Below are 25,949 nucleotides of genomic sequence, written 5' to 3' on the forward strand. Positions count from 1 at the left end.
CATTTTTATCGTAATTCAAATTATCATGTATTCCTTCAGAATCCCACGGTTACGTTAAACGTATAAGAACGGCTGGTCGGGGCGGCTCCGTTCTCGAATCCGGTGGCGTTGGTATTCGTGGCGGCAACGGATTCGGGGTCGATACCCGGCAAGTTATAATGGATCATCCAAACATTGTTGCAAGTAGCGGACAGACGTACACGCTGGAAAGGTGTTTTCTTCAGCATCTGCCGATTGAACTCGTAGCCAAGCGTAATATTACGCAAACGGACATTGGTGGCGCTATAGGTATAAACCTCCGGCAAACCATAGTTTCCGGTTGAACCGATACGCTCCCAATAGTTCTGAGGGGAGACTGCTACCGTATTCTCCGCATAACCATCACCTTGTTGTACCACGGTATTCGGAACCACGAACTCGGCACGATCACCATTCACGACTGTCCCGGCAGCGTTGCCCCGGGTATACAAGTTGGAGGCTGTCGCCGAATAGATACTACCACCGATACGGAAGTCGATCAGGAAACTCAGGTTAAAACCTTTGTAAGAAAAGTTATTGGTCCACCCCATCATCCAATCCGGGCTCTGGTTTCCTACTTTCGATTTCTCGGTAGAGATCAAAGGCAAGCCGTCATCGCCAACGATGATCTTTCCATAATGAGGACTATTCTCATCCGTCACACGCATAAAGGTCTGCCCGTAGATCTCACCATAATAACCACCCACCGGAGCTACGATCTGAATAGCGTCGAACGTCTTGATATCATACAGATTCACCCCTTCGTATAATTCCTTGATCTTATTCCGGTTCAAGGAGAATTGTACCGTAGAGTTCCAGCTCAATCCGGCGGGGTTATCTAAGATCGCACCGTTCAAAGAGATTTCTAAACCCTCGTTCTGGATATTACCCGCGTTAATCTTACGAGAGGCGTAACCCGAGAACGGGTCCATCGGTAAATTCAGCAACTGGCGGGTAGCGTTCGACTTATACCAAGCGGCATCCAGCCCCAACCGGTTATTAAAGAAACGAATGTCAAAACCGGCCTCCCAAGACTTGATCAACTCACTACGCACATTCGAGTCGTAAAGTACCTTACCCGGTTTCGCCGTCGTATTCCCGTTGGGATCTTTGCCTACGGAATAGAAGTTATACAATTGATATGGATCCAAGTCGTTACCTACCTCGGCGAAAGAGGCGCGTATCTTAGCGAAAGAAAACCAATCCGGCATGCTCCCGCCAATCTTCGGCAACATATCGGAGATCACCGCGGAAAAACTGACAGAAGGATAGAAATAAGAACGGTTGGCTTTCGACATCGTAGACGACCAATCGTTACGTGCCGTAACATCCAAGAACAGATAACCATCCCAGTTCAACTGCAATGACCCGTACAAAGAATTCATGCGGCGGCGGATCAACTCGGAAGTGACCGTCGGTTTATTCACCCCATTATTCAGCGAGAACAAGTTCGGCACCAGCAGCTCTCCGGCAGAAGCGTTCATCTTGCTACGTTGCTGAAGCATCAGGTTACCACCGAAAGTAACGAAACCTCCCAACCTATCGATCAAGTTATCCTTCCGGGCCGTAGCCAAGAAACTGAAGTTATTCTCATAGAATGTCTCCGAGCCCTCGGTATACAAACCTCTCGGACTGGTATTACCACCGGCATAGACTTTCTCGCTCTTCGTCGTGGTATAATAATCCGTACCGCCTCTCAACTCAATATCGAACCAATCGGTCGGGGCATATTTCAAGGAGATATTCCCTAACAAACGGTTACGGGTATCCTCGTTCTGGCGATAACGGGTCACCCAATAAGGGTTCTCCTGCGGGTTCTTGGAGGCATCATACCAAATCATATTGCCTTGCTCATCCACGTCATTCTCAAACTCACGGATATTCAAGGAACGAGGCAGGTTATAGATCGTATTGAAAGCGTTCGAAGGGTTCACGCCTTGAATCGGGCGGTTATGTGCGTTCTGATTGATATAATTCACCTTGGCATCGACCTTCCACTTTTCCGCCTCATCCAGAAAAGTCGTGGCACGCAGGGTTATATTCGTCTTGTTTAGTTTTGAGCGTGGAGTGATGCTAGCGTCGTCGGAACGGTTTACGGAGGCGAATACCGCCGTACCCTTTATATTCTGTTGGAAGCTGACACCTTCGTTAAAGGAGGTCCCTACACGGAAAAAAGCGTCAATATTATCATATGTATACAGGGGGATCCGGTTGCCCCTCCAATCAGTTACCATTTGTCCCGTGACTTTCGGTCCCCAGCTAACACGAGATTGGTTATCGTAAACACCCACGGAGCCTTGCCCGAAGTCGTTCTGTAAATCCGGTTTCAGGAAAATCGTCTCGGCGGTGATACCAGCGTTGACCGTGATACCGAGCCCCTCGTTCTTACGTCCGGACTTGGTAGTGATCAAGATCACGCCGTTACCGGCACGCGATCCGTAAAGGGCGGCGGCAGAAGCACCTTTCAATACCGTCATAGACTCGATATCTTCCGGGTTGATATCCGAAAGACCGTTACCCATATCCGCTCCGGAGTTACCCCATACATCATCCACGCCACCGGTGAAGTTATCCATCGGGGTACCGTCTACAACGATCAATGGCTGGTTACTACCCGTCAATGAGTTATTTCCGCGAAGTACGATCTTAGAGGAACCTCCCACTCCATTGCTTGAACGGACAATCTGCAAACCGGAAACCTTACCGGAAAGGGAGTTCGCCAAGTTCGATTCACGGGAGGCCAAGAGATCATCCCCTTTCAACTCCTGCATGGCATACCCCAAGGCTTTCTTATCTCGTTTCATCCCTAAGGCCGTTACTACCACCTCATCGAGTTTCTGGGTATCTTCCACGAGTTTGACCATAATCTCGGACTGGCCGGTATACGGGATGTCTCGCGAGGTATAACCGATAAACGATACTTGTATGATATCCCCTTTCTTTACGTTATCCAGGGTAAAACGCCCGTCTAAATCGGTCATGGTACCGTTGGTAGTTCCTTTCACGATCACGGATGCTCCGGTAACGGGTCCTAAGGCATCCTCTACTGTTCCCGACACCTTCGAGTTTTGCTGGGAAATGTCTGCTTTCGGAATCCTTGGCACGGCGTATAAGTTTCCCGAGAACCCAAGTGCCCCGACTAACAGGATTAAGCTGACTGGTCTGAATCTTTTCAACATAACAACTGTTTTTTGTTTATTTTCTAGACAATGTTTTAGCGTCAACGAATGTCATTTATCCCGTATAAACATGAAAACGGCTGATATGTTTTGAGTTTAACATATAAGGGAAACAATGTCGCATACCTCATTCAAACTGGATAAACACACTTTTTTTACCCTGATGGTAACTTTTTTCTAGGTAGAGAAGCCTACTTTTGTGCCGCAAAAACAAAAGGAAAAAAACAGATGATGCAAGACAGTATTGATTTTGGAACAATGAACATTCCGAAGTTGTTCCGTAAGATGTTTATCCCTACCTTATTAGGTATGGTTCTCTCTGCTACGATTAACATCGCCGATGGGATATTCGTAGGTAGGGGCGTAGGAAGTGATGCCCTGGCAGCGGTTAATATCGTAGCCCCCTTCTTCATGCTATCCACCGGAGTCGGACTTATGTTCGGGGTTGGAGCGTCTATCGTCGCCTCAATTCATTTATCGCACAAGAAAAACAAGGTAGCGAATATCAATATCACGCAGGCGCTCTCGGTATCGCTATGTATCATGTTGTTGCTCTCCCTGCTGGTGATGGCCTTTCGGACCGAGGTAGCTTTCCTGTTGGGATGTTCCGAGCACTTATTACCCTCCGTATTGGAATACATGAACTGGATCGTCCCGTTCTTAGCTTTTTACATGTTGCTGAATGTCGGGTTATTCATCATACGGCTAGACGGGTCACCAACATACGCCATGTTATGTAGCGCGGTCCCGGCCGTGATAAACTTAGTATTAGACTACATCCTCGTCTTCCCACTACAGTGTGGGTTGATGGGCGCAGCCCTGGCCTCCGCTATATCCGTAATCGTGGGGAGCATCATGATCGTGGTTTATATTGTCGCTTATCCTAAAACGTTACATCTTTACCGCCCTAAGTTCTCACCCAAAAGTATCCTGTTGACCATACGAAATATAGGATACATGCTAAAACTCGGCTCTTCCGCTTTCTTAAGCGAGGCAGCCATCGCATGTATGATGTTGGTGGGTAATTATATATTCATGAGATACCTAGGAGAAGACGGTGTTGCCGCCTATAGCGTAGCCTGTTATTGTTTTCCTATCGTATTCATGGTGAACAACGCGATCGCCCAGTCTACCCAACCGATCATAAGCTACAATTACGGCATACAGCAATGGAAAAGGGTACGGCAAGCTTTCAAGCTGGCCTTGCTATGCGCTATCGTATGTGGCGGCTTAGCTTGCGCCAGTACCATTCTATTCTGCCCGGAAGTCGCTTCCTTGTTTCTTGGCGACCAAGGCAACGCCTATGAGATCGCGGTTAGCGGCATCCCCTATTTTTCCCTGGGGTACGTCTTTTTCGCTCTTAATATCGTTTGTATCGGGTATTTCCAGAGCATAGAACGCTTTAGGCCTGCTACGCTATTCACCATCCTACGAGGAATCGTGATCATCACCTTAAGTTTCATGTTTCTCCCGGTTCTCCTAGGAATTAAGGGCATTTGGCTGGCCGTTCCCTTGTCGGAATTTATTACTTTCGCGATTATCGTGGTATACTATCTATCGAAACGTACAAGACAATGAAAGAGGAAGTCCGCCAGAAAATAATGGAACGATTCTCCATCCCCGAGCGCACCATGCAATTGCTGCTGGAAAACGCGGAGATCGTACCGTTCGTCCCCAAAGATATAATCGTACATGAAGGGGAGATAAACACGAATATGTATATCTTATCCGAGGGAATCTGGCGGGCTTATACATTTAAGGACGGGATGGAAGATACCTTCTGGTTCGCCGTGGAAAGTGAGATCGCTCTTCCTGTATGGGGATATACCTCCGGTTCCCCTTCTCTTTATACCATAGAAGCCGTTACGGAAGGCGAGGCTTTTTGCCTTCCCAAGCATAAGCTTGAGGTCTTATTTCAATCCTCCGCGGAATTAGCGAATATCGGGAGAAGGATATTAGAGAATTTTATGCTTGAGGTAGAGACCTCATGGCTGAGTTCTTACAAACGGACCGCCATTGAGCGTTACGCTACTTTATTGGATAAGCAACCCGAGATCATCCAATCCGTTCCCCTGAAATACATAGCGTCTTATCTAGGCATCACGGCCCAATCTTTAAGCAGAATCCGGGCGAAACTGGCCAATTCCGCAAGTTTTATCGTATAGATATCTTTTATTTAATGATTAAAATACGGAACTCAGGTTGTGTATTCGGTAATAACATGTTGCTCCCGTTCGTGTTCAACAATATATTGGATATTAGGATTGAAACGCTTTCTCCTTTGCCCGTTCAAGCATAGATAAAGTATAATCAACTCCCTTAATATTATATCCATCCTTTGCTATTGAAATCGTAAGCCTACACAGCAGAGTTCAAGTATTTTGGCCTCTTTATTTTGAGGTAGCCATTTTTTGTAAAACTCCAAATCGGACAGAGAATTATTTAACCCATCATAAATATCTGCATTATAAATAAAATCACCGACTTTTTGAAGAGTATTCATATTCTTTATTGATTATCGGCACATTACAATACTTATCTGTAAAGAGATTTTTCAACATTGTTTTTTGCTCGTTGCAAGAGTGTCTTGCAAATTAAATTGTGAAACGGTTTGATTATGGTAAAATAACATTTTCCCAAACCATTATGGAACCTGACTTTTGTGCCGACAGATATGCGTTGGCTATCACGTCCCATTCTCTCGGTTATAAACGCAAATTCCAAATCAAGATGCTTATCATTTTTGCATACCGTTGCCAGATTCTCGGATTCGATATGTACCAAATCCGATAAAATTCTTTCTTTTTTCAACCCCAAAGGTCTCATCATGACATTACGAGATTTCATCAAAATGGTTATCCACTTGGGGGCGGAAAAGAACAGTTCAGACAACTCTGCCGCATTTATAAATCTCGTAGTGTGGATTATATCGTTAAATTCATCCGTATAATCGTAACTCTTATTGTCTTTCATAACTCTTTATCTCAACATCTTACGATTTTGATTATCATCACAAAGGTCGCTATAATTCGCGAGATCGTATCCTTTTTAACGAACTATTTATAAAGATAGAATACTCCGTTAAATGTTTATTCCTCACACGGTTGTATCAAACCGTTGAAAATCTAAAATAAACCTTTCCCGATCCGTACTTGTTTTCCTGTCATATTTTAATCAATTCAAGATGAATAAGGAACAACAACAAAGAGTAGCCGCCATCCATGATCTATCGGGATTCGGTAAATGCTCATTGACAGTAGCTCTCCCGATCCTCTCGGCGGCAGGAATAGAGACAAGCGCTTTGCCCACGGCCATACTTTCTACACACACAGGAGGAATCCCCGGCTATACATATAGAGACCTGGCGGAAGACATGCGTCCGTTCATGGAGCATTGGAAAGATCTAGGCATCCGATTCAATGCCATCTACAGTGGCTTTCTCGGGTCTTTCGAGCAATTGGACATCGTAAAAGAATTTTTCATCCTTTTCAAGAAGGAAGATAACCTAATCTTAGTAGACCCCGTTATGGGCGACAACGGAGAACTATACAAGATACTCACTCCTAAATTCGCAAAAGGCATGAAAGCTCTTTGCGAGAGGGCAGACATTATCGTACCGAACCTGACAGAGGCTACCTTATTACTGGGTGAGCCATATCAAGCCGGACCTTATACCAAGGCGTATATCGACAGCATTTTACATAAATTAGGACAGCTCGGCCCTAAACAAATTGTCTTGACCGGCGTCTATTTCGACGAGAATGAGCTGGGAGCCGCTACCTTCGACGTAAGGCAAAACATTACAGCATATGTCTTAACAAAGAAGATACCCGGTTATTATCATGGAACGGGAGATGTTTTCGCTAGTGCCTTGCTCTCCGGTTTGTTAAATAAATTCAACTTGGAAAGATCAGCGGAAATAGCCGTTCGCTTCACGGCAGAAAGTATTCATCGGACATTCAAGGCGCGAACGGACTATCGCTTTGGCGTAAACTTCGAGCAATCCATCCCTGATTTACTAAAAGAACTGAAACTGGTATAAATGAGAGCCTTTTTTTCCCATATTTGCAGATAATAAGGAATAATAAATAGTATGGCTAAATTAAGAATAGCGTTTTCCGGTATCGGCGCTGTGGGTGGTTATTATGGAGGCATGATCGCCGCTCGTTATCAAGGGACAATAAAAGCGGACATCTTTTTTATCGCCCGCGGAGAAAATCTAAAGGCTATCCGTGAAAACGGTCTGCAAATACAACTGGGTATCCGGACGATCCATACGGCTCCAGCACTAGCTACCGATGATCCCGCCGAGATAGGACCGGTAGATTATCTTTTCTGTTGCACGAAAAGTTATGATCTGGAAGAAAATATCCGGCAGTTGAAACCTGTCATCGGGCCTCAGACCGTTATCATCCCCTTACTAAACGGATTGGATATCGAAGAACGAATCCACGATATATTACCCGGACAAGAGGTATGGAAAGGATGTGTCTATATCGGTTCCCGTTTAACGAGACCGGGAGTCGTCGAGAAATTCTCCTTGAAAGAGCGTATCTTTTTCGGCAATAAGAACGCAGACAAGAACCGGCAATCCGAGTTACTTAAGTTGCTTATGTATGCCCGGCTAAACGCTTTTAACCCCGCAGACATAGATCTCCGTATCTGGAAGAAATTCTTCATGATCTCTACCGCCGCTACAGCCACGAGCTTCTTCAACCAGCCGATTGATGAAGTGCTGGCCCAGCATATCGACCTGTTTATCGCCTTGGGTTCCGAGCTAAAAAGCGTAGCGGAGGCTATGGGTGTCAATTTGCCCGATGATATCGTTTACACTTCCATCGAGACGCAAAAGATGATGCCTGCCGGCTCCACGACCTCCATGCACAGTGATTTTATAGCCGGAAAAAAGACAGAACTGGAGACTTTGACCGGATATGTGATCCGTCAAGCGGAGAAACTCGGCGTGGATGTCCCGACTTACCGATTTATGTACAACGGATTGTCTTTCTATCCTTATCCGAAAAAAACTGAAATGCCATGATCTCGCAAGATATAATAAACGGGCGCTGTGGTTGGTGCGGAACCGATGAGCTATATGTGAGGTATCACGACCAAGAATGGGGAAAACCGGTGACTGACGATAAGACTCTGTTCGAGTTTCTCGTATTAGAGAGCGCCCAAGCCGGCTTGAATTGGATAACTATCCTCAAGAAACGTGAGGGGTATCGCAAGGCTTTTCATGATTTCGACATCAAGCGGGTGGCACAAATGACCGATGAAGATATCGAACGGTTGACACAGTTTAACGGTATCGTGAAGAACCGTTTGAAAATCAAGTCGACAATCACGAACGCAAGGTTATTCCTCGCCATACAGAAAGAGTTCGGTAGTTTTTATAACTATACATTATCGTTCTTTCCCGACAAAAAACCGATCGTTAACACTTTCCGGTCATTGAGCGAGATCCCGGTATCATCTCCGGAATCCGACGCGATGAGCAAGGATATGAAAAAACGAGGATTTAAATTCTTTGGGGCTACGATTTGCTACGCCTACTTGCAGGCCTCGGGATTTATCGACGATCATCTGGCAGACTGCGTTTGCCGAAAAAAGAAAATCAATTCCTAACGTTACACCTATATAAATAATTATCTTCGCGGGAGGTTAAAGAATAATTTATGAAGACGTTACTTGACGTGCATACCCACACGACAGCCAGTGGGCATGCGTTTAGCACCTTGCAAGAAATGGTATTGGCCGCTTCCGAGAAAGGACTTAAGCTACTGGGTATAACAGAGCATGCGCCCGGCATACCTGGAACATGCGCCCCGATTTACTTTCGTAACCTGCACGTGGTTCCCCGCCTGATGTATGGCATAGAATTATTGCTCGGGGCAGAATTAAATATCATCGACTATAAGGGTACGATCGATCTGGGTGAGGAATATTTCCCGATGCTGGATATCCGGATAGCGGGTATCCATTCGCTTTGTTATAAACCGGGAACTGTCGAACAAAATACGGATGCGATGATCGGGGCGATCCGCAATCCGTATATCCATATCATCAGCCACCCGGGAGACGGCACAGCCGAGGTAGATTTCGAGCCGATCGTATTAGCGTCCAAAGAATATCATACATTGCTGGAAATCAACAACAGCTCTCTCAACCCCGTCCGCAAGAAACTAGCCGCTAGAGACAATAACCTTACGATCTTACGTCTTTGCAAAAAATACGAGGTCCCTGTTATTTTAGGTAGCGATGCGCATATATCTTTCGATATAGCCAGGTACGATTATGTCTATGAGTTATTGCAGGAGACAAGATTCCCGGAGAAATTGATATTAAACGACAAGATAGAGGCATTCAAGAAATTTATAGGGATATAAGACTTTCTATAATACTTTTTTGAATCACTATAATACACGAGGAATCAACCAATTACAGTTTTCTTAAATTTCCCGCAAAAGAAACTTTAGTTTCTTCCTATAGAAACTAAGGTTTCTCCAGCAGGAAACTAAAGTTTTTCTTAGGAGAAACCAGAGTTTTCTCCTAAGAAAACCGGAGTTTCTTCCGAAGATGATTGCCCCTTCTTATACTACGTTATTTACAATGTTCCTTTATCAATTTATCCACGACCGGGTCACCCAGCTCTTTAGCCTTATTGAAAGCCTCACAAGCCTCTGCCTTCTTGCCCTGGCGGACATAGCAAATACCTCGCAGACGGTAACAGGAAGCGAAATCCGGAGCGATCTTCAGGGCATTCTCCAAGCTCTTCAATGCCTGATCGTAATTTTCCATACGGATATATACAGACGCTTCCTCCGCATGATAAGTCGGATCGCCCGGATTCAACCGGATAGCGTCTTGAATATCGGCCAAAGCACCGGGAAAATCGTTCATGCGGAACTTCGCCTGTTCCCGGTAATAGAAGAAACGATCATCGACCTGCCCTTTCAAGATATCGTAATATAAATTATAATCGTCTACGGCCTCCTTGTATTGCATCAGTTTTAAACGAATATCCACCCGTTCCAAAAGATAGGGAGCAGCCTCGTTCGTTGGCGGGTTCCCGCATTTAGCGATGGCACTATCCAGCAAGGCGATGATATCCCCGAAATTGGCTCCCCGGATATTCTCCTTCGCCTTGGCCGCCCAATACCAAGAGGTAGAAGATGCCATATCGCTATCGTTCACCTTCATATAATCATCGAATGCTCGCTCGAAATCGCCCTTATAAAAATGGATGTCTCCCTCCAACTGGCGATAGACAGGCAGATCCTCTTCCCCGATCGCCTTTTGTATCGCCTCGGTAGCGGCATCGATAGTCCACTGTTCCTTATTCAAGGTCGTATCTGTAGCGGCCACACCGTAGATCAGCTTGGCACGGTTGAACCAGACATCTCCTTTCCGCTCGCTGAAACGGGAAGCCGTGTTTATATCTTCCAACGCCTTATCCAGATAAGTGGCCTGCCCGGCCTCCGTAGGAGCTAGATCCGCACGGTGGTAAGCGTAATGATTGGCTCGATTCAAATATCCGTCGGGAGAATCCGGGAACGTAGCGATAAAATCATTCAAGGTAGCCAGATAGGTCTTCGGATCTTGCGAGCTCGCCATCAAATACAAAGAGACCTGCGCCTGATTCACGTCCGACGGCCACGCCTTCCGGATACCAATCCGGCTATACGTGGAATTAAAAGCGTCTGCCGAATGGATTGTCAGGCTATTCGCATATCCCGCCGAAACCGCATAGGAATCCTCTTTCTTCCCGGAAGCATCTTCCTGGGCCAAGCCGAACACCTCTCCATCTTCCGTCAATAAAGGAGAGTTTACCAGACCGCTCTCCAACGCCATCGATAACTTATAATAACTAAACGGGTCTTTCAACTTACTGACCTCCGAGACCGGCCCTACCCCGAACTTCGTGATCTTACCAGTCGAATAAGGCATCAGATAAGCGGTAGTTCCTTGCGCAATCGGCTCGCTGGCGATCGGCAAGAACACTACTTTCTTCGGAACCTCTACCTTAAATTTAATCACGTCATATAATTCATCGGCCCCTAAGATACGGCTTACCGGATACTCTTTTCCTCCGGCATCCGTCACGGTCGCCCTCTCCGCGTCCTTAAACAAGGAATAGCCGGACAACGCCTCACCGGTCTCGGTTACAAAGAATCCCGTACCGGATGCTTTCTTCAGGTTATCTTTCCCATAAGTCGTGATGGTAACCACCGCCTTCCGTTGTTTATCCATCCACTTAGGAGCCTTCTTTTGCGCCGCCCCCCAAAACACTTGGCAACAAACCGTAATCAACAGAACAATTCTTCTCATTTCGCTTTCATGTTATCAGAATATATACCGCAAATGTAAATATTTATACTGGATAGCCCAATAAAAAGAATCTTTCTATCTGCCAAACTTATGGAAAATAAAGGATATGATAAAGTTACCGCTTTAATATTCGTCAACCTTCTGGTCTACACGGAACTTATTCAAACGAGCTTGCAAGCGAGCTTGGATATCGGCGTACTCCGGATTGTCGTATAAATTATTCAACTCATTCGGATCATTTTGCAAGTCGTAAAGTTCGTTACAATTGATCGCATCACGCTTCTCATCTTTCTCTCCATAGAAATGTATTAGTTTATAACGGTTATCACGCACACCATCATGACGGCGTACCATATGGATCGCAGGATAATCATAGTAATGATAGTACAGATACTCACGCCAATCTTTTGGAGTCTCGCCTCCAAACAAAGGAACCAAAGAAGTCCCTACCATATAATCCGGTTTCTCGATACCGGCTATATCCAGATAAGTCGGGGCATAATCAATATTCTGCACCAAGGCCATACATTCACTTCCGGCCTTAATCTTAGCGGGATAACGGATAATCAACGGCGTACGGAAAGACTCCTCATACATGAAACGCTTGTCGAACCAACCATGCTCACCCATATAGAAACCCTGATCCGACGTGTAAACAATCACGGTATTATCCATGAGACCCTCCTTTTCCAAGTAGGCAATCAAACGCCCCACCTCATCATCTATAGATTTGATACAACGTACATAATCCTTGATATAACGTTGATATTTCCACTTAACCAAATCTTCTCCTTTCAGGTTCTCATTGATAAATTTCTCGTTACGAGGTTTGTAAGAAGCGACCCAAGCTTCCCGTTGTTCCGGAGTCATTCGATCCAAAGAGGCATTCCATCCTTTGATATTCCATTCATTTTTATAAGCCTCTTTTTCTTTCAGTTCATCTACCTTCAAGTCGTACACCATTGTCATACTGTTCTTGATATTCATCTCTTGTGTACTTGCGGCTGAACAACGAGTGGCATAATCATCGTTAAAAGTATCCGGATAAGGGAATTCCACCTCCTCATACAAATCCATATATTTCGTTGGCGGCATCCAGTTACGATGCGGAGCCTTATGATGAACCAACAAGCAGAAAGGCTTGTCTTTCTCCCTGCCTTCTAGGAATTCTATGGCATGATCAGTGATACACTCCGTCGCATACCCTTCCTCTTTCACATATTTACCATTCGATTCCGGGCTTTTGAACTCAGGATTATAATAATCGCCTTGATCCCATAATACTCGATAATAGTCGAACCCCTTAGGTTCACATTGCATATGCCATTTACCCACGACAGCGGTTTGATAACCATGTTCCCGCAAAATCTCCGAGAAAAACACCTTGGTCGTATCGATTCCCTTTCCTAACCGCCTTTGCCCGTTCTGGTGACTGTAAAGCCCAGTCATCAAGCAAGCACGGCTCGGCGTGGAAAGCGAGTTTTCGACAAACGCCTGCCGGAACAACATACCCTCAGAGGCCAAACGATCCAAGTTTGGCGTAGGAGCCAATTTTCCTAACGCATGTCCGTAGGCACTAATGGTTTGATACGAATGATCATCTGTCATAATATGGATGATATTCAGTGGTTTCTCTACCGCTTCTTTTTGTTCTGTTCCACAAGCGGAGAACAACAGGGCGGGAGTCAATAAAGCTCCCGCAATAGTCATATTTTTCATACTACATAATTTTTATCAATACTCATCAACATTCAAGTCCGAGCGAAATTTATCCAAACGTTTTTGCAAACGAATCTGTGTCTCTAAATATTCCGGATTATCATATAAGTTATTTAACTCGTTCGGATCATTCCGCAAATCGTAAAGCTCGCTGCAATTGATCGCATTACGTTTTTGATCCTTCTCCCCATAGAAATGAATCAACTTGTAGCGGTTATCCCGCACACCATCATGACGACGCACCATGTGAGTAGCCGGATAATCATAATAATGATAATACAAATACTCCCGCCAATCTTTCGGGGTCTCACCGCTCAATAACGGTACCAAAGAAGAACCTTCCATATAATCCGGCTTCTCTATGCCTGCTATATCCAGATAAGTCGGAGCATAATCCAAATTCTGTACAAGCGCAGAACATTCGCTTCCTCCTTTAATCTTTCCCGGATAACGGATAATCAATGGAGTATGGAAAGACTCCTCATACATGAAACGCTTGTCGAACCAACCATGTTCGCCCATATAGTAGCCTTGATCCGACGTGTATACAATTACCGTATTATCCATCAAGCCTTCTTTTTCCAGATAAGCGATCAAACGCCCCACCTCGTCATCAATGGCTTTAATACAACGCACGTAATCCTTGACATAGCGTTGGTATTTCCATTTCAACAATTCATCTCCTTTTAAGTTTTGCTTGATGAATTCCTCGTTACGAGGCTGGTAAGCGGCATTCCACGCCTCCTTTTGCTCCGGAGTCAACCGATCGAAAGCATTTCTCCACTTTTTCAAATCGGACTTCGCATCTATTTCCACATTTTGGTTGGCCCACTCCACCACCTTCATATCATAAGCCATAGTAATGCTATTTTTTATATTCATCTCTTGCGTACGAGCAGCATCGCAACGTGTGGCATAATCATCATAAAACGTCTCCGGATAAGGGAATTCCACGTCCTCATATAAATCCAAATACTTCACGGGTGGCATCCAATTGCGATGTGGAGCTTTATGATGTACTAACAAGCAGAAAGGTTTGTCTTTATCCCGGCCTTCTAAGAACTCCAAGGCATGATTGGTAATACATTCGGAAACATATCCTTCCTCCTTGATATATTGGCCGTTCGAATCCGAACCTTTAAATGTTGGATTATAATACTCCCCCTGTCCTTTCAGTATCCGATAAAAATCGAAGCCCTTTGGCTCGCATTGCATATGCCATTTACCCACGACAGCGGTTTGGTAACCATGTTCCCGCAATATCTCGGAGAAGAATACCTTTGTAGTATCAATCCCCTTACCCAATTGCCTCTGCCCATTTTGATGACTATACAAACCTGTCATCAAGCAAGCACGACTTGGAGTAGAGAGTGAGTTCTCGACAAATGCCTGCCGGAACAACATACCCTCAGATGCCAAACGATCCAAGTTTGGCGTAGGTGCCAACTTACCTAAGACATGGCCATAAGCACTAATGGTCTGATAAGAATGGTCATCCGACATAATGTGGATAATGTTCATGGGGTTCTTTCCCACCTCCTTCTGTCCGGTTCCACAAGCGCAGAACAACAAAGCGGGAGCCATCAATGCTCCTGTAACGATAGTTCGTTTCATATACAATTCTTTTATTAAAGTTCTTTACCCCAATTCTCATTCGGTTCCTTACCCATGAAAAGTTCCAATGTCGATCCGGCCTTTATATCGGAGAAATCCAAATAGCACCTCGTGTACTCTTTTCCATTTAATAATGCCTTTTGAATGTAAACATTTTCCGATGTATTATCATGGGCTATAACCGTAAACTTCTTTCCCGTAGCATAAGCCGGATCTAAATCAAACTCTATACGATCGAATACCGGGCTGGTAATCTCCATACGGGTATTACCCGGGCAAGATGGGTGTATACCTGAAGCAGACAACACATACCATGCGGACATCTGCCCGGCATCCTCATTACCGACAAGCCCTTCCAACGTAGCGTTCTTGTAGGCATTATCACAGATATGGCGTGTCTATTTCTGCGTATTCCAAGGAGTTCCCAGCCGGTTAAATAAGAATGGGACTAAATGAACCGGCTCATTGGCATGGTTATAATAATCATTCCATTTCAAGTTTTTAGGCGCTTTTTCAAAGAACTCGGTCAAGTCCGCTATCACGGCATCCCGACCTCCCATCAACTTAACCATTCCCGGTATATCATGAGGAACAAACCAACCTTGTTGATACGGATTACTCTCCGTACAACCCCACCCCTGTTGTAAACGTCCCTTGGGCTTCATGGGCGACCACTCACCATTCTCCAAACGCTGGCGAAACCACCCCATCTCCGGATCCCAGATATTATGATAAGCCTGACTTTTCTTTGCGTACACCTCGGCTTCCTCCTTCTTTCCCAAAGCTTTTGCCATCTCGGAGATACACCAATCAAAGTAGGCATACTCCAATGTAAGGGAAATACAACGATTACGATCGTCAAAACTATACCCATGTTTATCGTTACCAAATAAAGCAGACGTATTTTTAGCGTACGCATAAGCCTTCTCCACATCATAAGAGCGGATCCCTTTCACATAAGCGTCGGTCAAGACAGAAAGAGCTGGATTTCCAATCATACAGCCAGAATAGGCATTAAAAAGTTCCCAACGCTCATAATACTCCTTACCACTCTGATCGGCCAATGTGATCAAAGAGTTCAACAGATCGTTAACCACACCCGGATTGATGATAGACAACAACGGGGTCATACTACGGTACACGTCCCAGCCGCTGAAAACGGTGCGCTTAACGAACTTTCCATCCGTACGATATATCTGGTAATCTCCTCCTACGTAACGGCCATCCACATCGGTATAGATACGAGGATCAAGCATCGTGCGGTAAAGGGCTGTGTAAAATATTATCTTTTGATCCGATGTACCACCAGTTATCCTTATCCGTCTCAATTCCTTGTTCCAGCTATCATAAGCCTCTTTACGCACTTTATCAAAATCCTTATCGGCGATCTCTGCCTTGTAATTATTCTTTGCGCCTTGCAGATCTACATAAGAGATACCCACTTTAAGTGTCACCTGCTCACCTTCTCTCGAGGCAAACTCCGTGAAAAAACCGATGGATTTTCCTTCAAGTTCCGATTCCTCTCGAATCACTTCGGCTTCGGACAAACGTGTCTGATACTCGGTGCTCAATACATTATCGCGCTTTCTTTCCCAATTGTCAGGAATATCCGCACTCCAGAAACCATAGTTTTTCAAGGGCTTACTAAACTGACCATAAAAGTGAAGGGTATATTTCACTTGTCCCTTTCCATTTCCCCATCCCCCTTCATTGGGTGTACAACGAATCCACCCCTCAATAGTATTTTCATCTACCACACGGAGATACTGCCGTTCAGAAGCTCCCGCTACCCTTCGAGCCAAGTCCACTTGAATACGAGACCGGTCATTCTCGGGGAAAGTGAAACGCATAATACCACAGTGTGGAGAAGCCGAGGTCTCTGCCAAAATATCATAATCGATAAGTTGTACGGAATAATAACCAGCCTTAGCAGTCTCGGTCTCCTTATCAAAGTAAGATCTCCATCCTTTTAAGCTACCATCTTCTCTTCCCGGAATAGTCTTAAGCTCGCCAGTAGTAGGCATAACCAAAAAGTTACCCATCTCACCAAACCACCCCACCCCACTCATTTGGGTTAAGGTAAAGCCTTCAATTGTCTTGTTTTCCTCACTATATCCAGAGCTAAAATCCTTTCCGGTAGCGGTATTCGGGTTAGCCTGTACCATTCCATAAGGAACAAAAGCCCCTGGGATAGTCTTACCCAATCCATGTAAACTACCAGACGCATCCGGATTACAACTCGCCCCGATAAAGGGATTTACATAATCAGCCGGATTAAATGGCTCTATATCAATAGAGGCGTAAGAATTCAAACTATAAAAGGCGCTTAGAAATATTCCTAAGATATTTTTTATATTTCGTATCATATCGCACATAGCTTTATATATTTTACTCACTTATAGATGTGTTATTGCGGACGGCTATATCCTTGATTCATCAATTTATTTAATAAAGATGATAATTCCCGTACTTTCTCTTTCTCTCTCAAATAAAGATTATTACTTTCTAATGAGTCTGTACGCATATTATAAAGTTGTCCTACCGGCCCATTTTTTACCGGAGCTACACGGGCAGGAGCCGTAAAACCCGCAGATCCCAAGCAATCAATATATTTCCAATCGCCTTTCTTGATCGCCAATTCTCCAGAACCTGAATAATACATGATCTGATCACGAGTAGGAGTCTTCATATCTCCATCCAAGATACTTTTGAAGCTAAAACTATCCTCGGCCTGTCCTTTTGGTAACGACTGGCCTGTCAGATCAGCCAAGGTAGCTAAGATATCTACCAAACCGACTGTCTGATCACACACATTCGGATGTTTGATGTGATTCGGCCACTTTATAATCAAGGGGATATGATGACCTCCATCATAGGCATCACCTTTCTGGCCACGACGACTATAGTTAGCCTGATGAGCATATTGCTGGATATCCTCTTCTGCCCAAGGAGCCCCATTATCACTGGAAAAGATAACAATGGTGTTATCATCCAATCCAAGTTGCTTTAACTTATCGCAGACCTGAGCTACCGCATCATCAATGGTCGCTATGAAATCACCATAAGTACCTAGTTCTGAAGAGCCTTTATACTTTTCTGTAGGTAACCAAGGGGTATGCGGTCCAGTTAATGGCATATACAACATGAATGGCTTGTCTTTTTTTCCCTCACGTTCGATAAACGACACTCCTTCTTTGACAATCGTAGGAAGACACTCCTCAAACTTAAACGATTTCGACATCTCGCCATTACGCCACCAAGTACCGCGTTCCCAATAAATATCATCCTCTTTGGTATGTTTACGATCCCATGCATATTCAGTGTCTTCCAATTTTCTTGGATACTTATCTGCGGTCAACATTACATCCGGATCAACTACACGGTCATTTTTCACGAATGTATAAGGAGGCATATCCAAAGATGCCGGCAAAATGAAAGAATAATTGAACCCTCTTTCTGTCGGACCGTTTTTGACTGGAGCCGAGAAATCCGTATTGGTATATCTGTTTGATTTATCCTTTGGTACCAGAGGTTGTTTCTCTTCTTTAAGTTGCCAATCCAATCCCAAATGCCATTTGCCTATGCATCCTGTCGTGTATCCCGCATTCTGCATTAAGGAGCCAATAGTCAATCGATCTGGTTCGATGTAAGGAGCTAAATACCCCCAATATTCTTTTCTCTTTTCAACCCGGGAAAAGTAACGTCCTGTCACCAAACCATAACGTGAAGGACCACTCAGAGCTCCAGCAGAATGTGCATCTGTAAAGCGGATACCGCTTTGGGCTAATCGGTCAATAGCAGGAGTATTAACCCGAGCATAAGGATTATTGCAACCAACATCCCCATATCCCATATCATCAGCGAGGATAATAACCACATTTGGTTTCTTTTGGGCAAAAGCCGCCGCCCCGGACAGTAGTCCGATGGCTAAAACTGTTAATTCAAGTCTCATATTATAACTAAATTATTATTTACCAATAAAACTTTTGAGAGATTTCTTACATAACCGGAGATTTTCATTACTTTTTATATCTTTTGGTTACTTTCTGTTTGATCTTCTGTTGTTCTTTTTTCATGAAGGTTTTACGAATTTCCTCATTATCACGATGTTTGAACATCTCTAACGCTGGCGAACCAGTGCCATACATCCACTCCTGCAAATAATTGCGATAATGGTCTATGATTTTCAGTAAGAGGGTCATGAGAGTTGAACATGCAATAGAATGACTTATTTTTGCTTGGTTTCTTTCACAAATACCTTCCAAGGACAACCAATCTCTTTGTTATACACCAGAGTATATCACAAAGTGGCAGTAAATCAAATAATAAATCATTTACAACATTTGATCTCATGACCGTCTTTACTTACCCTATTAATAACCCGGATTCTGTGTTAATTCCGGATTCAAATCCAATTCTCTTTGAGGAATAGGCATCAAGACCATATAATCTTTGATATTTGCTGCTATATCTGTTTTATTAGCCTCTGCGACCTTGGCTTCATAAACGCTATGTTCCTTCATTCGTTGTACAAACTTACCTGTACGCACCAAATCAAACCAACGATGACCTTCCAATGGGAATTCTAAAAATCTCTCCTTTAAAATCGCATCACGGAAAGCATCTTGTGACAGACCTGAATAATTACCCGAAGTATTTCCATAAGCTCGTTCTCGTATCCTGTTAAGATTTTGAAGTGCCTTAGTAGACTCTCCTACCTCATTCAAGGCTTCCGCATACATTAATATTGCATCCGCATAGCGAATAATGTGCATATTGATATCACACTTATTACAATGAGATATTCCATCAATCCAATATTTACCAAACAAAGGAATACTGGTCTTGATCATTTCCCCCTTTGAGTTCATAAAATCATACTTGCAGTTCAAATCCTTTCTTTTATCACCCTCTCCATAAGAATCATGCAACTCCATCGTAGGTATATCGGCCTCATTAGAACCACCAATACCTATACTGCCACCAGGTGCGGAATATTTAGGCCCGGCTAATCCCATCTCACCATTATTTGGTAACGGGCTCTCCTTAAATTCAATATAAAACACAGCCTCGATACCAGCTTCCGTTTCCGTATCCCAGTTAGCCTTATATTCAGAATGCAAACCATAACCAAACTCTTTCTCATGCTCCACCACTTCAGCCAATTTGTCTTTCGCCTTGTTGAATTCCCCTTGAGTCAGATAAACCTTCCCCAAGAGGATTTTGGCAGCCCCTTTCGTGGCACGGGCTTCATCGGTCGCACCATATTCGGAACGTAAGGGTAATACATTTTCTGCCTCCGTCAGATCTGATAATATCAAGTCGTAAATCTGTTCTTTCGCAACACGCGGTCCCACCGCATCATTGATATCATCCAGCTTTGTAATTAGGGGAACATCTCCAAAAAAGCGAACCAAATTGAAATAATAAAGCGCACGAAGGAATTTTGCCTCAGCAATCAAACGAGCCTGAACAGAAGAAGACATAGTAGTAACTCTTGGAATATTATTGATCGCAGCATTGGCTTTCATGATCCCGGCATAATTATCACCCCACATATCTGCTATAAAAGTATTCTCCGGAGAATGGCGAAGGAACTCCAAATCTTGTAAGACAGCGTTGGGCATGCCCAAACCATTTTTATGAATATCTGTTGGCAAATCACAAACCAAATACATATTCCGATTATAAATAGGTATCAATTGCTGATAAGTAGCGTCCACAGCAGCTTGCGCATCCTTATCACTCGCATAGAAGTTATCCATAACCAAACGATCCACTGGAGATTCATCTAAAAATGTACAACTGCTCATAGAGAGAAATCCCCCTAAAAAACAAATATATATGATTTTCTTCATAATGAATTTCAAATTAAAAGTTTCCTAAATATTATTTAATATCCAACTTGATACCAAACAAGAAAGAGCGAGATTGTGGATAACCGCCAAAGTCCTCTCCTGCTTGAAGCGTAGAAGCACCGCGAAAACTAACCTCCGGATCATATCCACGATATTTCGTCCATGTCAACAGGTTCTGCCCAGTCACGTAGAGTCGTATTCCTTGAATATGCTTAATGCTCACTGTAGGAAAACCATAAGATAGAGAAACCGTCTTTAATTTCAAGTATGAACCATCCTCTACAAAACGGTCACTAACCAAAGCTGTTCTATTAGTCGTGGCTTTTTGGTAAACATTGCTTGGATTCTCTGGAGTCCAACGATTCACTAAGTCCGCATAAACATTATTTCCACCAGTTGGAGTTTCCATCTCGATCGCATTGTAATTGAATATTTTATTTCCGTAAGAATATTGCAAAAAGACATTTAATTCAAATCCTTTATAGCCAAAAGTATTCGTCAAACCACCAAAGAACTTCGGATTGGAATCCCCCAATATTTCACGGTCATTGTTTGCGTCAACCTTCCCATCGCCATTCAAGTCCTTATATCTACGCAAACCAACACCAATAGGTGGAGGAGATGCTGTTTGCTTGCTACATTCCTCCTCATTTTGGAAAATACCGTCAAAACGATAACCATAGAAAACACCAATAGGCTCACCTACGATCAAACGGCGGAATGCCCCTGTCTTCAAACTTCCATCCCCCGGATCCAAATCCTTATAGTTCTCACCACCTAATTCCAAGACCTTATTACGGTTAAATGCAATATTAAATGCAGTTGTCCAAGTGAACGGACCAGTCAAGTTATCACTTTCAATGGACAATTCATATCCATAGTTACGGACACTTCCGATATTCTTCAACATAGTACTATAACCGGAAGTCTCTGGGATAGCGACATCATACAGCAAATCTGTTGTTTTCTTGTTATAATAATCAGCGGTTATACGTAAACGATTATTAAACAATCCTAAATCCACTCCTACATCAAACTGTCCGGTACGTTCCCATTTTAGATCAGGATTAGGAATTCTATTAGGGAAGAATCCGGTTACCAACCCATTACCTATCACATAGTTTGAAGACCCTAACGTAGCTAAAGACTCATACAGGCCAATTTCTGTATTACCGGTAAAACCATAACTAGTTCTCAATTTCAGATTAGAGATAATTTCTCTGGTTGGTTCCATAAAACTCTCCTCGGAAATACGCCACCCCGCTGAAGCAGAAGGAAAAAATCCATATTTATGGTTAGCACCAAAACGAGAAGAACCATCCACACGAGCATTCACAGAAAATAAATATCGACTTTTAAACGAATAGTTAACACGCGCCAAATAAGACATCATCGTCCATTGTGTAGCGCTGGATTCCGGGGCATTATAAACCGCACCCGCACCCAAATTGTTATATAACATAGTATCGTTCACAAATTGAGCTGAGGATGCAGAAACAGATTCATAATTATTTTTTTGTATAGTAAAACCACCCAAAACACTCAATGAGTGAATATCATTGAACATTTTATTCCAACTCAAGGTATTCTCATTCAACCAATTTATAGTTTTATTGACAGAGATTGAAGCCGAGTTTTGTCCTTGTCCTTGATAAATATTAGAGGGGGTATATTCGTCAGCTTTACGATATGAAATATCTGTTCCCAAAGAGACCTTTAATTTCAAATCAGGGATAATCTCCCACTGAGCAAAAATATCACCCAAAAAATGAGTAGAGGTATTATGAAATTTCTGCTCCTTCGCAGTAGCTACCGGATTCCTTGCCAACATACCCGGAATATTCGATAACGTATAAGTTCCCAACTCCTCATCCTCATAAACAGGTAGGATAGGATTCATCTTCAAGGCTCCAGTAATTACACCATCCTCACCTCCAGAATCAGTGGGTACTACATTTGCAATGATATGGCTTCCGTTTAAATGTGTACCGATCGTAAAATTTTTAAATAATTCTCTATCTAAGTTCACACGTGCCGAATAACGCTTGAAATCGGAACCAAGAATAATACCTTTTTGATTCAAATAGTTTCCAGATATTGAATACCGGGTTTTCTCATCACCTCCAGAAAAATTAATTTGATAGTTCTGTGTACTACCGCTACGGAAAGTTTCATCTTGCCAATCCGTACCATCACCGATTTTTGCGATCTCTGCCAATTGTTCTTTGTCATAGAAAGGCTCCAAACCATCATTGACATAAGCTTCATTCACTAATTTGGCATAATCTTGTGCCTTCATCAAGTCGATTTTTTTAGCCACATTCGCAATTCCAAAACTGGCCTCAAATGTAATTTGATCATGACCTTTCTTTCCTGTCTTAGTCGTGATCAATACCACACCGTTTGCTGCACGGGCACCATAGATAGCAGTTGCAGCCGCATCCTTTAAAATCTCAATAGATTCAATATCAGCAGGATTTACCATCGCCAATCCACTCATAGAGACATTACCTCCTGTATTTCCAAATCCACTTCCACTATAAACAGGAAAACCATCAATCACATACAACGGCTCATTACCTCCCTGCAAAGAACTACTACCACGGACACGAATGGAAGCGGTAGCACCCGGCATACCGGAAGTCTGTGTGACTAATACTCCAGAAGCACGTCCTACCAGACCTTGATCTATTGAAGTCATCGGGGTTTGCTGCAACTCTGTTGTTTTTACAGATGTAACGGCACCAGTCAAATCACTCTTCTTTTGTGTACCATATCCCACTACTACAACTTCATCAATAGCTTGCGCATCCTCTTTCAATCGAATTTGTAAAGTTGAATTCTGCCCGACCTTAATCTCTTGTGTATTATATCCGATATAAGAAATTTCCAATACCATCCCCGGTTCTACCTCCAACACAAAATGACCATCCATGTCTGAGATAGTGCCAATTGTAGTCCCTTTTACTTTAATATTGGCACCTATCACTGGTATTCCAGTTGCATCCACAACGGTTCCTGTTATCGTTTTTCCCTTATTATCCTGCTGTTTCGAATCTCGATTCATCAACAAGATATTATTACCCTCCATCGCATAAACGATACTAGTCCCCGAAAACAATTGATTTAATACTTCCGCAACCGTGACATCCTCTGCCGTTATGGAAACAGTGTTATCTAGATTTACCTTTTTATTGTTATAAACAAAGAGATAGTCTGTCTGCGCTTCAATTTGCTTCAGGACTGTTTCTATCTGTTCCTGATTCGCTTCAATACGTACTCTCATTGTTTGGGAGTTCACATTGGTGGCAAAAGCTGATGACACACACACTACCCCGAAAAGAGTAGTTAGTTTCATAATCCTATAAATGTGTTTAAATTTGGTTAACATCAAGGCATTTGATACCCTGATAGACTTCTTTTTCATAACTTCGTCCATTCTTAAATGTTAGTATTCGATTTAAAATTCTCAATTGTCAGAATACTGACTGATCTCACAACCGGATCATGTGGCAGCATGATCCGGTTTTATCATTTTCTATATTTTCATATCACTTCATAGGCTATCTATTTTATAGTTATCTCATTCAAATCATTATCTTTCACATAAACAAACCGATGCTCTAATTGCAATACCTTCAACACCTGTTCAATACCATCGCTTACTCGAAACTTTCCAGTATAGTATTCATTTTTCAAAGTTGGTTTATTCATATTTATCTTTACTCCAAAATAAAGAGAGAGTTTATCTATTATTTTAGGGATTGGTTGGTTATAAAAACAAAGTAGCCCCTCCTTCCATTTGAAATAGTCCTCATCTGTTATCTCTGACGATGTATATTTTCCATCCTTAAATACTATTTGTTCCCCTGCTTTCATTCGATAAGCCTTCGAAAACTGGGGAGTCCACAGTTCAACACTACCTTTTAATAACGCAACATTAAAATCTATATCATTTGGATAATCTGAAACATTAAATTCCGTACCTAGAACTTTCACACTAGCTGTTGGAGTTTTCACTATGAAAGGAACAGCCTCATTTCTTTTCACCTCAAAGTACCCTTCTCCTTCCAACTCAACCGAACGGTTTTCTTTCAAAAAAGTAACAGGATAAACTAAACGAGACTGAGCATTTAACCACACCTTTGTACTATCAGGGAGTATTAACTCAGCACGTTGTCCAGCCGGAACATATAAAGTTTGATACAAAGGTATTTCTACTTCGCCGCTTCGATTTTCCAAAATTGATTTGCCACCTAAAACCAATAATATAACCGCCGCAATCTTTATTACCTCTTTAATTATACGGCGAAGAGAAATATTTTTTGGAAACTTTTCCTTCTTTTGTATGGGAACTTGGTTCAACACAGATATATTAAATACTTTATGTAAAGCCATAAATTCATTAATATGCTCTTCATCCGCATCCAACCAGTCTACAACTTGTCCAGCTTCCTCATCGGTCACATTTCCTTCTATATATTTTCGTAATAAATCCAAATTCATTGTCTATCTAATTTGTCTTTTCACTATATAGACAATCCATCTACGAAAACCCCTAGAACAAAAACACGATTATTTTATAAAATACTTTTTGAATATCTTTCTGTAGTCTAATTAAGAAACAATAATTGGAAGATAGGTAAATAATCTTTTAATGCATAGCGTAATACTCTCAAGGATTTGGTTATATGGTACTCTACACCTTTCGTACTAATATTCATACTTTCTGCGATTTCCTTGACCGACATTTGATCATAGCGGCTCATCTCAAAAATCTGACGTGTCTGCTCCGGCAAAGAGTTTAATGTTCTTTGTATAATGTTGACAATCTCCGAGGAAAATAGTTCTTCCGGATCGCACGCTCGCAAACTAGCAATCCGATAATCCATATCCCGTGATTGTCTTGAAGAAATAGATTCTATCGACTCCAATTTAATCCGCTCACGAGTCAAATAATTTAATGACTTATTTCTCAATATAGCAGTTAACAGGGCCAATGGATGTTCTATATCCTCATTCTTCGAAGTTTCCCATAGATGAATTAGTGCCTCAGACGTTATATCCTCAGCGATCATATCATCACGCACATATGATTTTACAAACAAAAACGCTCGTTTATAATATAATGTATATGTCTTTGCAAAACTTAGATTCTCCATCTCCTTTCACTTCTACAGCCGCCTATTCGCTACTCTTTCAATATCCAATTACTATCATGTAAATATAC

Annotated in this window: 16 protein-coding genes and 2 pseudogenes; 6 read left to right on the top strand and 12 right to left on the bottom strand. The window is 42.9% G+C overall.

Annotated features, from left to right (window positions below):
• Positions 1 to 35 precede the first annotated feature (35 nt).
• Entirely contained in the window at positions 36 to 3,197 is a 3,162-nt protein-coding gene (locus Q0110_RS01100; protein WP_297901041.1) for a SusC/RagA family TonB-linked outer membrane protein, read from the bottom strand.
• Positions 3,198 to 3,425: 228 nt separating this feature from the next.
• Here Q0110_RS01100 and Q0110_RS01105 point away from each other — a divergent pair, with 228 nt between their 5' ends.
• Together Q0110_RS01105 and Q0110_RS01110 are read left to right on the top strand one after the other, a co-directional pair.
• Positions 3,426 to 4,775: an MATE family efflux transporter gene (locus tag Q0110_RS01105; RefSeq protein WP_297901044.1), complete on the top strand. Its 1,350-nt coding sequence runs from the start codon at positions 3,426 to 3,428 to the stop codon at positions 4,773 to 4,775.
• Entirely contained in the window at positions 4,772 to 5,362 is a 591-nt protein-coding gene (locus Q0110_RS01110; RefSeq protein WP_297901047.1) for a Crp/Fnr family transcriptional regulator, read from the top strand. Before Q0110_RS01105 ends, Q0110_RS01110 begins: the two co-directional genes overlap by 4 nt.
• Positions 5,363 to 5,397: 35 nt before the next feature.
• Here Q0110_RS01110 and Q0110_RS01115 read toward each other — a convergent pair.
• Positions 5,398 to 5,700 (bottom strand): annotated as a pseudogene (locus tag Q0110_RS01115) (hypothetical protein); the annotation flags it as partial.
• A gap of 32 nt (positions 5,701 to 5,732) precedes the next feature.
• Positions 5,733 to 6,170: a DUF2867 domain-containing protein gene (locus Q0110_RS01120; protein ID WP_297901050.1), complete on the bottom strand. Its 438-nt coding sequence runs from the start codon at positions 6,168 to 6,170 to the stop codon at positions 5,733 to 5,735.
• A gap of 211 nt (positions 6,171 to 6,381) precedes the next feature.
• Between Q0110_RS01120 and Q0110_RS01125 the strand changes: the two genes are divergently transcribed.
• The 4 genes from Q0110_RS01125 to Q0110_RS01140 are packed head-to-tail and all read left to right on the top strand — an operon-like array spanning position 6,382 to position 9,586.
• Entirely contained in the window at positions 6,382 to 7,239 is an 858-nt protein-coding gene (locus Q0110_RS01125) for a pyridoxamine kinase (protein WP_297901054.1), read from the top strand.
• A 51-nt stretch (positions 7,240 to 7,290) separates the two neighbouring features.
• Complete coding sequence (locus tag Q0110_RS01130; protein WP_297901057.1) at positions 7,291 to 8,238, top strand: 2-dehydropantoate 2-reductase; 948 nt, start codon at positions 7,291 to 7,293, stop codon at positions 8,236 to 8,238.
• Complete coding sequence (locus tag Q0110_RS01135; protein ID WP_297901060.1) at positions 8,235 to 8,825, top strand: DNA-3-methyladenine glycosylase I; 591 nt, start codon at positions 8,235 to 8,237, stop codon at positions 8,823 to 8,825. The genes Q0110_RS01130 and Q0110_RS01135 overlap by 4 nt, the downstream gene beginning before the upstream one ends.
• 50 nt (positions 8,826 to 8,875) lie before the next feature.
• Positions 8,876 to 9,586 carry a phosphatase gene (locus tag Q0110_RS01140; protein WP_297901063.1) on the top strand — a complete coding sequence of 237 codons (711 nt, stop codon included), beginning with the start codon at positions 8,876 to 8,878 and terminating at the stop codon, positions 9,584 to 9,586.
• Positions 9,587 to 9,800: 214 nt separating this feature from the next.
• On the opposite strand, the gene Q0110_RS01145 is transcribed toward Q0110_RS01140, so the two are convergent.
• From Q0110_RS01145 to Q0110_RS01185, 9 genes and pseudogenes are all read right to left on the bottom strand, one after another.
• Positions 9,801 to 11,528 carry a tetratricopeptide repeat-containing serine protease family protein gene (locus Q0110_RS01145; protein ID WP_297901065.1) on the bottom strand — a complete coding sequence of 576 codons (1,728 nt, stop codon included), beginning with the start codon at positions 11,526 to 11,528 and terminating at the stop codon, positions 9,801 to 9,803.
• Between the two features lie 123 nt (positions 11,529 to 11,651).
• Positions 11,652 to 13,247: a sulfatase gene (locus tag Q0110_RS01150; RefSeq protein WP_297901068.1), complete on the bottom strand. Its 1,596-nt coding sequence runs from the start codon at positions 13,245 to 13,247 to the stop codon at positions 11,652 to 11,654.
• A gap of 15 nt (positions 13,248 to 13,262) precedes the next feature.
• Entirely contained in the window at positions 13,263 to 14,861 is a 1,599-nt protein-coding gene (locus Q0110_RS01155) for a sulfatase (protein ID WP_297901071.1), read from the bottom strand.
• A gap of 14 nt (positions 14,862 to 14,875) precedes the next feature.
• Positions 14,876 to 17,236 (bottom strand): annotated as a pseudogene (locus Q0110_RS01160) (GH92 family glycosyl hydrolase).
• Positions 17,237 to 17,268: 32 nt separating this feature from the next.
• Positions 17,269 to 18,813 (bottom strand): arylsulfatase, encoded by a 1,545-nt coding sequence (locus Q0110_RS01165; protein ID WP_297901074.1) that lies wholly within the window; start codon positions 18,811 to 18,813, stop codon positions 17,269 to 17,271.
• 421 nt (positions 18,814 to 19,234) lie between these two features.
• On the bottom strand, positions 19,235 to 20,719 hold the full coding sequence (locus tag Q0110_RS01170) for a RagB/SusD family nutrient uptake outer membrane protein (RefSeq protein WP_297901077.1): 1,485 nt from the start codon (positions 20,717 to 20,719) through the stop codon (positions 19,235 to 19,237).
• Positions 20,720 to 20,750: 31 nt separating this feature from the next.
• A complete protein-coding gene (locus tag Q0110_RS01175; RefSeq protein ID WP_366139626.1) occupies positions 20,751 to 24,005 on the bottom strand; it encodes a TonB-dependent receptor in 3,255 nt (1,084 codons plus the stop codon).
• Between the two features lie 281 nt (positions 24,006 to 24,286).
• Positions 24,287 to 25,225 (bottom strand): FecR domain-containing protein, encoded by a 939-nt coding sequence (locus Q0110_RS01180; RefSeq protein WP_297901082.1) that lies wholly within the window; start codon positions 25,223 to 25,225, stop codon positions 24,287 to 24,289.
• A gap of 107 nt (positions 25,226 to 25,332) precedes the next feature.
• Positions 25,333 to 25,881, bottom strand: coding sequence for an RNA polymerase sigma-70 factor (locus Q0110_RS01185; protein ID WP_297901085.1), 549 nt, complete (start codon positions 25,879 to 25,881; stop codon positions 25,333 to 25,335).
• Between the last annotated feature and the right edge of the window lie 68 nt (positions 25,882 to 25,949).

This window comes from uncultured Parabacteroides sp. (assembly GCF_947855115.1).
Classification (GTDB): Bacteria; Bacteroidota; Bacteroidia; order Bacteroidales; family Tannerellaceae; genus Parabacteroides.

Excerpts from the sequence above, each read along its gene's own strand:
- Q0110_RS01170 (WP_297901077.1), bottom strand. The coding sequence starts at position 20,719 with ATGAAGAAAATCATATATATTTGTTTTTTAGGGGGATTTCTCTCTATG.
- Q0110_RS01130 (WP_297901057.1), top strand. The coding sequence starts at position 7,291 with ATGGCTAAATTAAGAATAGCGTTTTCCGGTATCGGCGCTGTGGGTGGT.
- Q0110_RS01125 (WP_297901054.1), top strand. The coding sequence starts at position 6,382 with ATGAATAAGGAACAACAACAAAGAGTAGCCGCCATCCATGATCTATCG.
- Q0110_RS01185 (WP_297901085.1), bottom strand. The coding sequence starts at position 25,881 with ATGGAGAATCTAAGTTTTGCAAAGACATATACATTATATTATAAACGA.
- Q0110_RS01140 (WP_297901063.1), top strand. The coding sequence starts at position 8,876 with ATGAAGACGTTACTTGACGTGCATACCCACACGACAGCCAGTGGGCAT.
- Q0110_RS01110 (WP_297901047.1), top strand. The coding sequence starts at position 4,772 with ATGAAAGAGGAAGTCCGCCAGAAAATAATGGAACGATTCTCCATCCCC.
- Q0110_RS01120 (WP_297901050.1), bottom strand. The coding sequence starts at position 6,170 with ATGAAAGACAATAAGAGTTACGATTATACGGATGAATTTAACGATATA.
- Q0110_RS01105 (WP_297901044.1), top strand. The coding sequence starts at position 3,426 with ATGATGCAAGACAGTATTGATTTTGGAACAATGAACATTCCGAAGTTG.
- Q0110_RS01165 (WP_297901074.1), bottom strand. The coding sequence starts at position 18,813 with ATGAGACTTGAATTAACAGTTTTAGCCATCGGACTACTGTCCGGGGCG.
- Q0110_RS01150 (WP_297901068.1), bottom strand. The coding sequence starts at position 13,247 with ATGAAAAATATGACTATTGCGGGAGCTTTATTGACTCCCGCCCTGTTG.
- Q0110_RS01100 (WP_297901041.1), bottom strand. The coding sequence starts at position 3,197 with ATGTTGAAAAGATTCAGACCAGTCAGCTTAATCCTGTTAGTCGGGGCA.
- Q0110_RS01180 (WP_297901082.1), bottom strand. The coding sequence starts at position 25,225 with ATGAATTTGGATTTATTACGAAAATATATAGAAGGAAATGTGACCGAT.
- Q0110_RS01135 (WP_297901060.1), top strand. The coding sequence starts at position 8,235 with ATGATCTCGCAAGATATAATAAACGGGCGCTGTGGTTGGTGCGGAACC.
- Q0110_RS01145 (WP_297901065.1), bottom strand. The coding sequence starts at position 11,528 with ATGAGAAGAATTGTTCTGTTGATTACGGTTTGTTGCCAAGTGTTTTGG.
- Q0110_RS01155 (WP_297901071.1), bottom strand. The coding sequence starts at position 14,861 with ATGAAACGAACTATCGTTACAGGAGCATTGATGGCTCCCGCTTTGTTG.
- Q0110_RS01175 (WP_366139626.1), bottom strand. The coding sequence starts at position 24,005 with ATGAGAGTACGTATTGAAGCGAATCAGGAACAGATAGAAACAGTCCTG.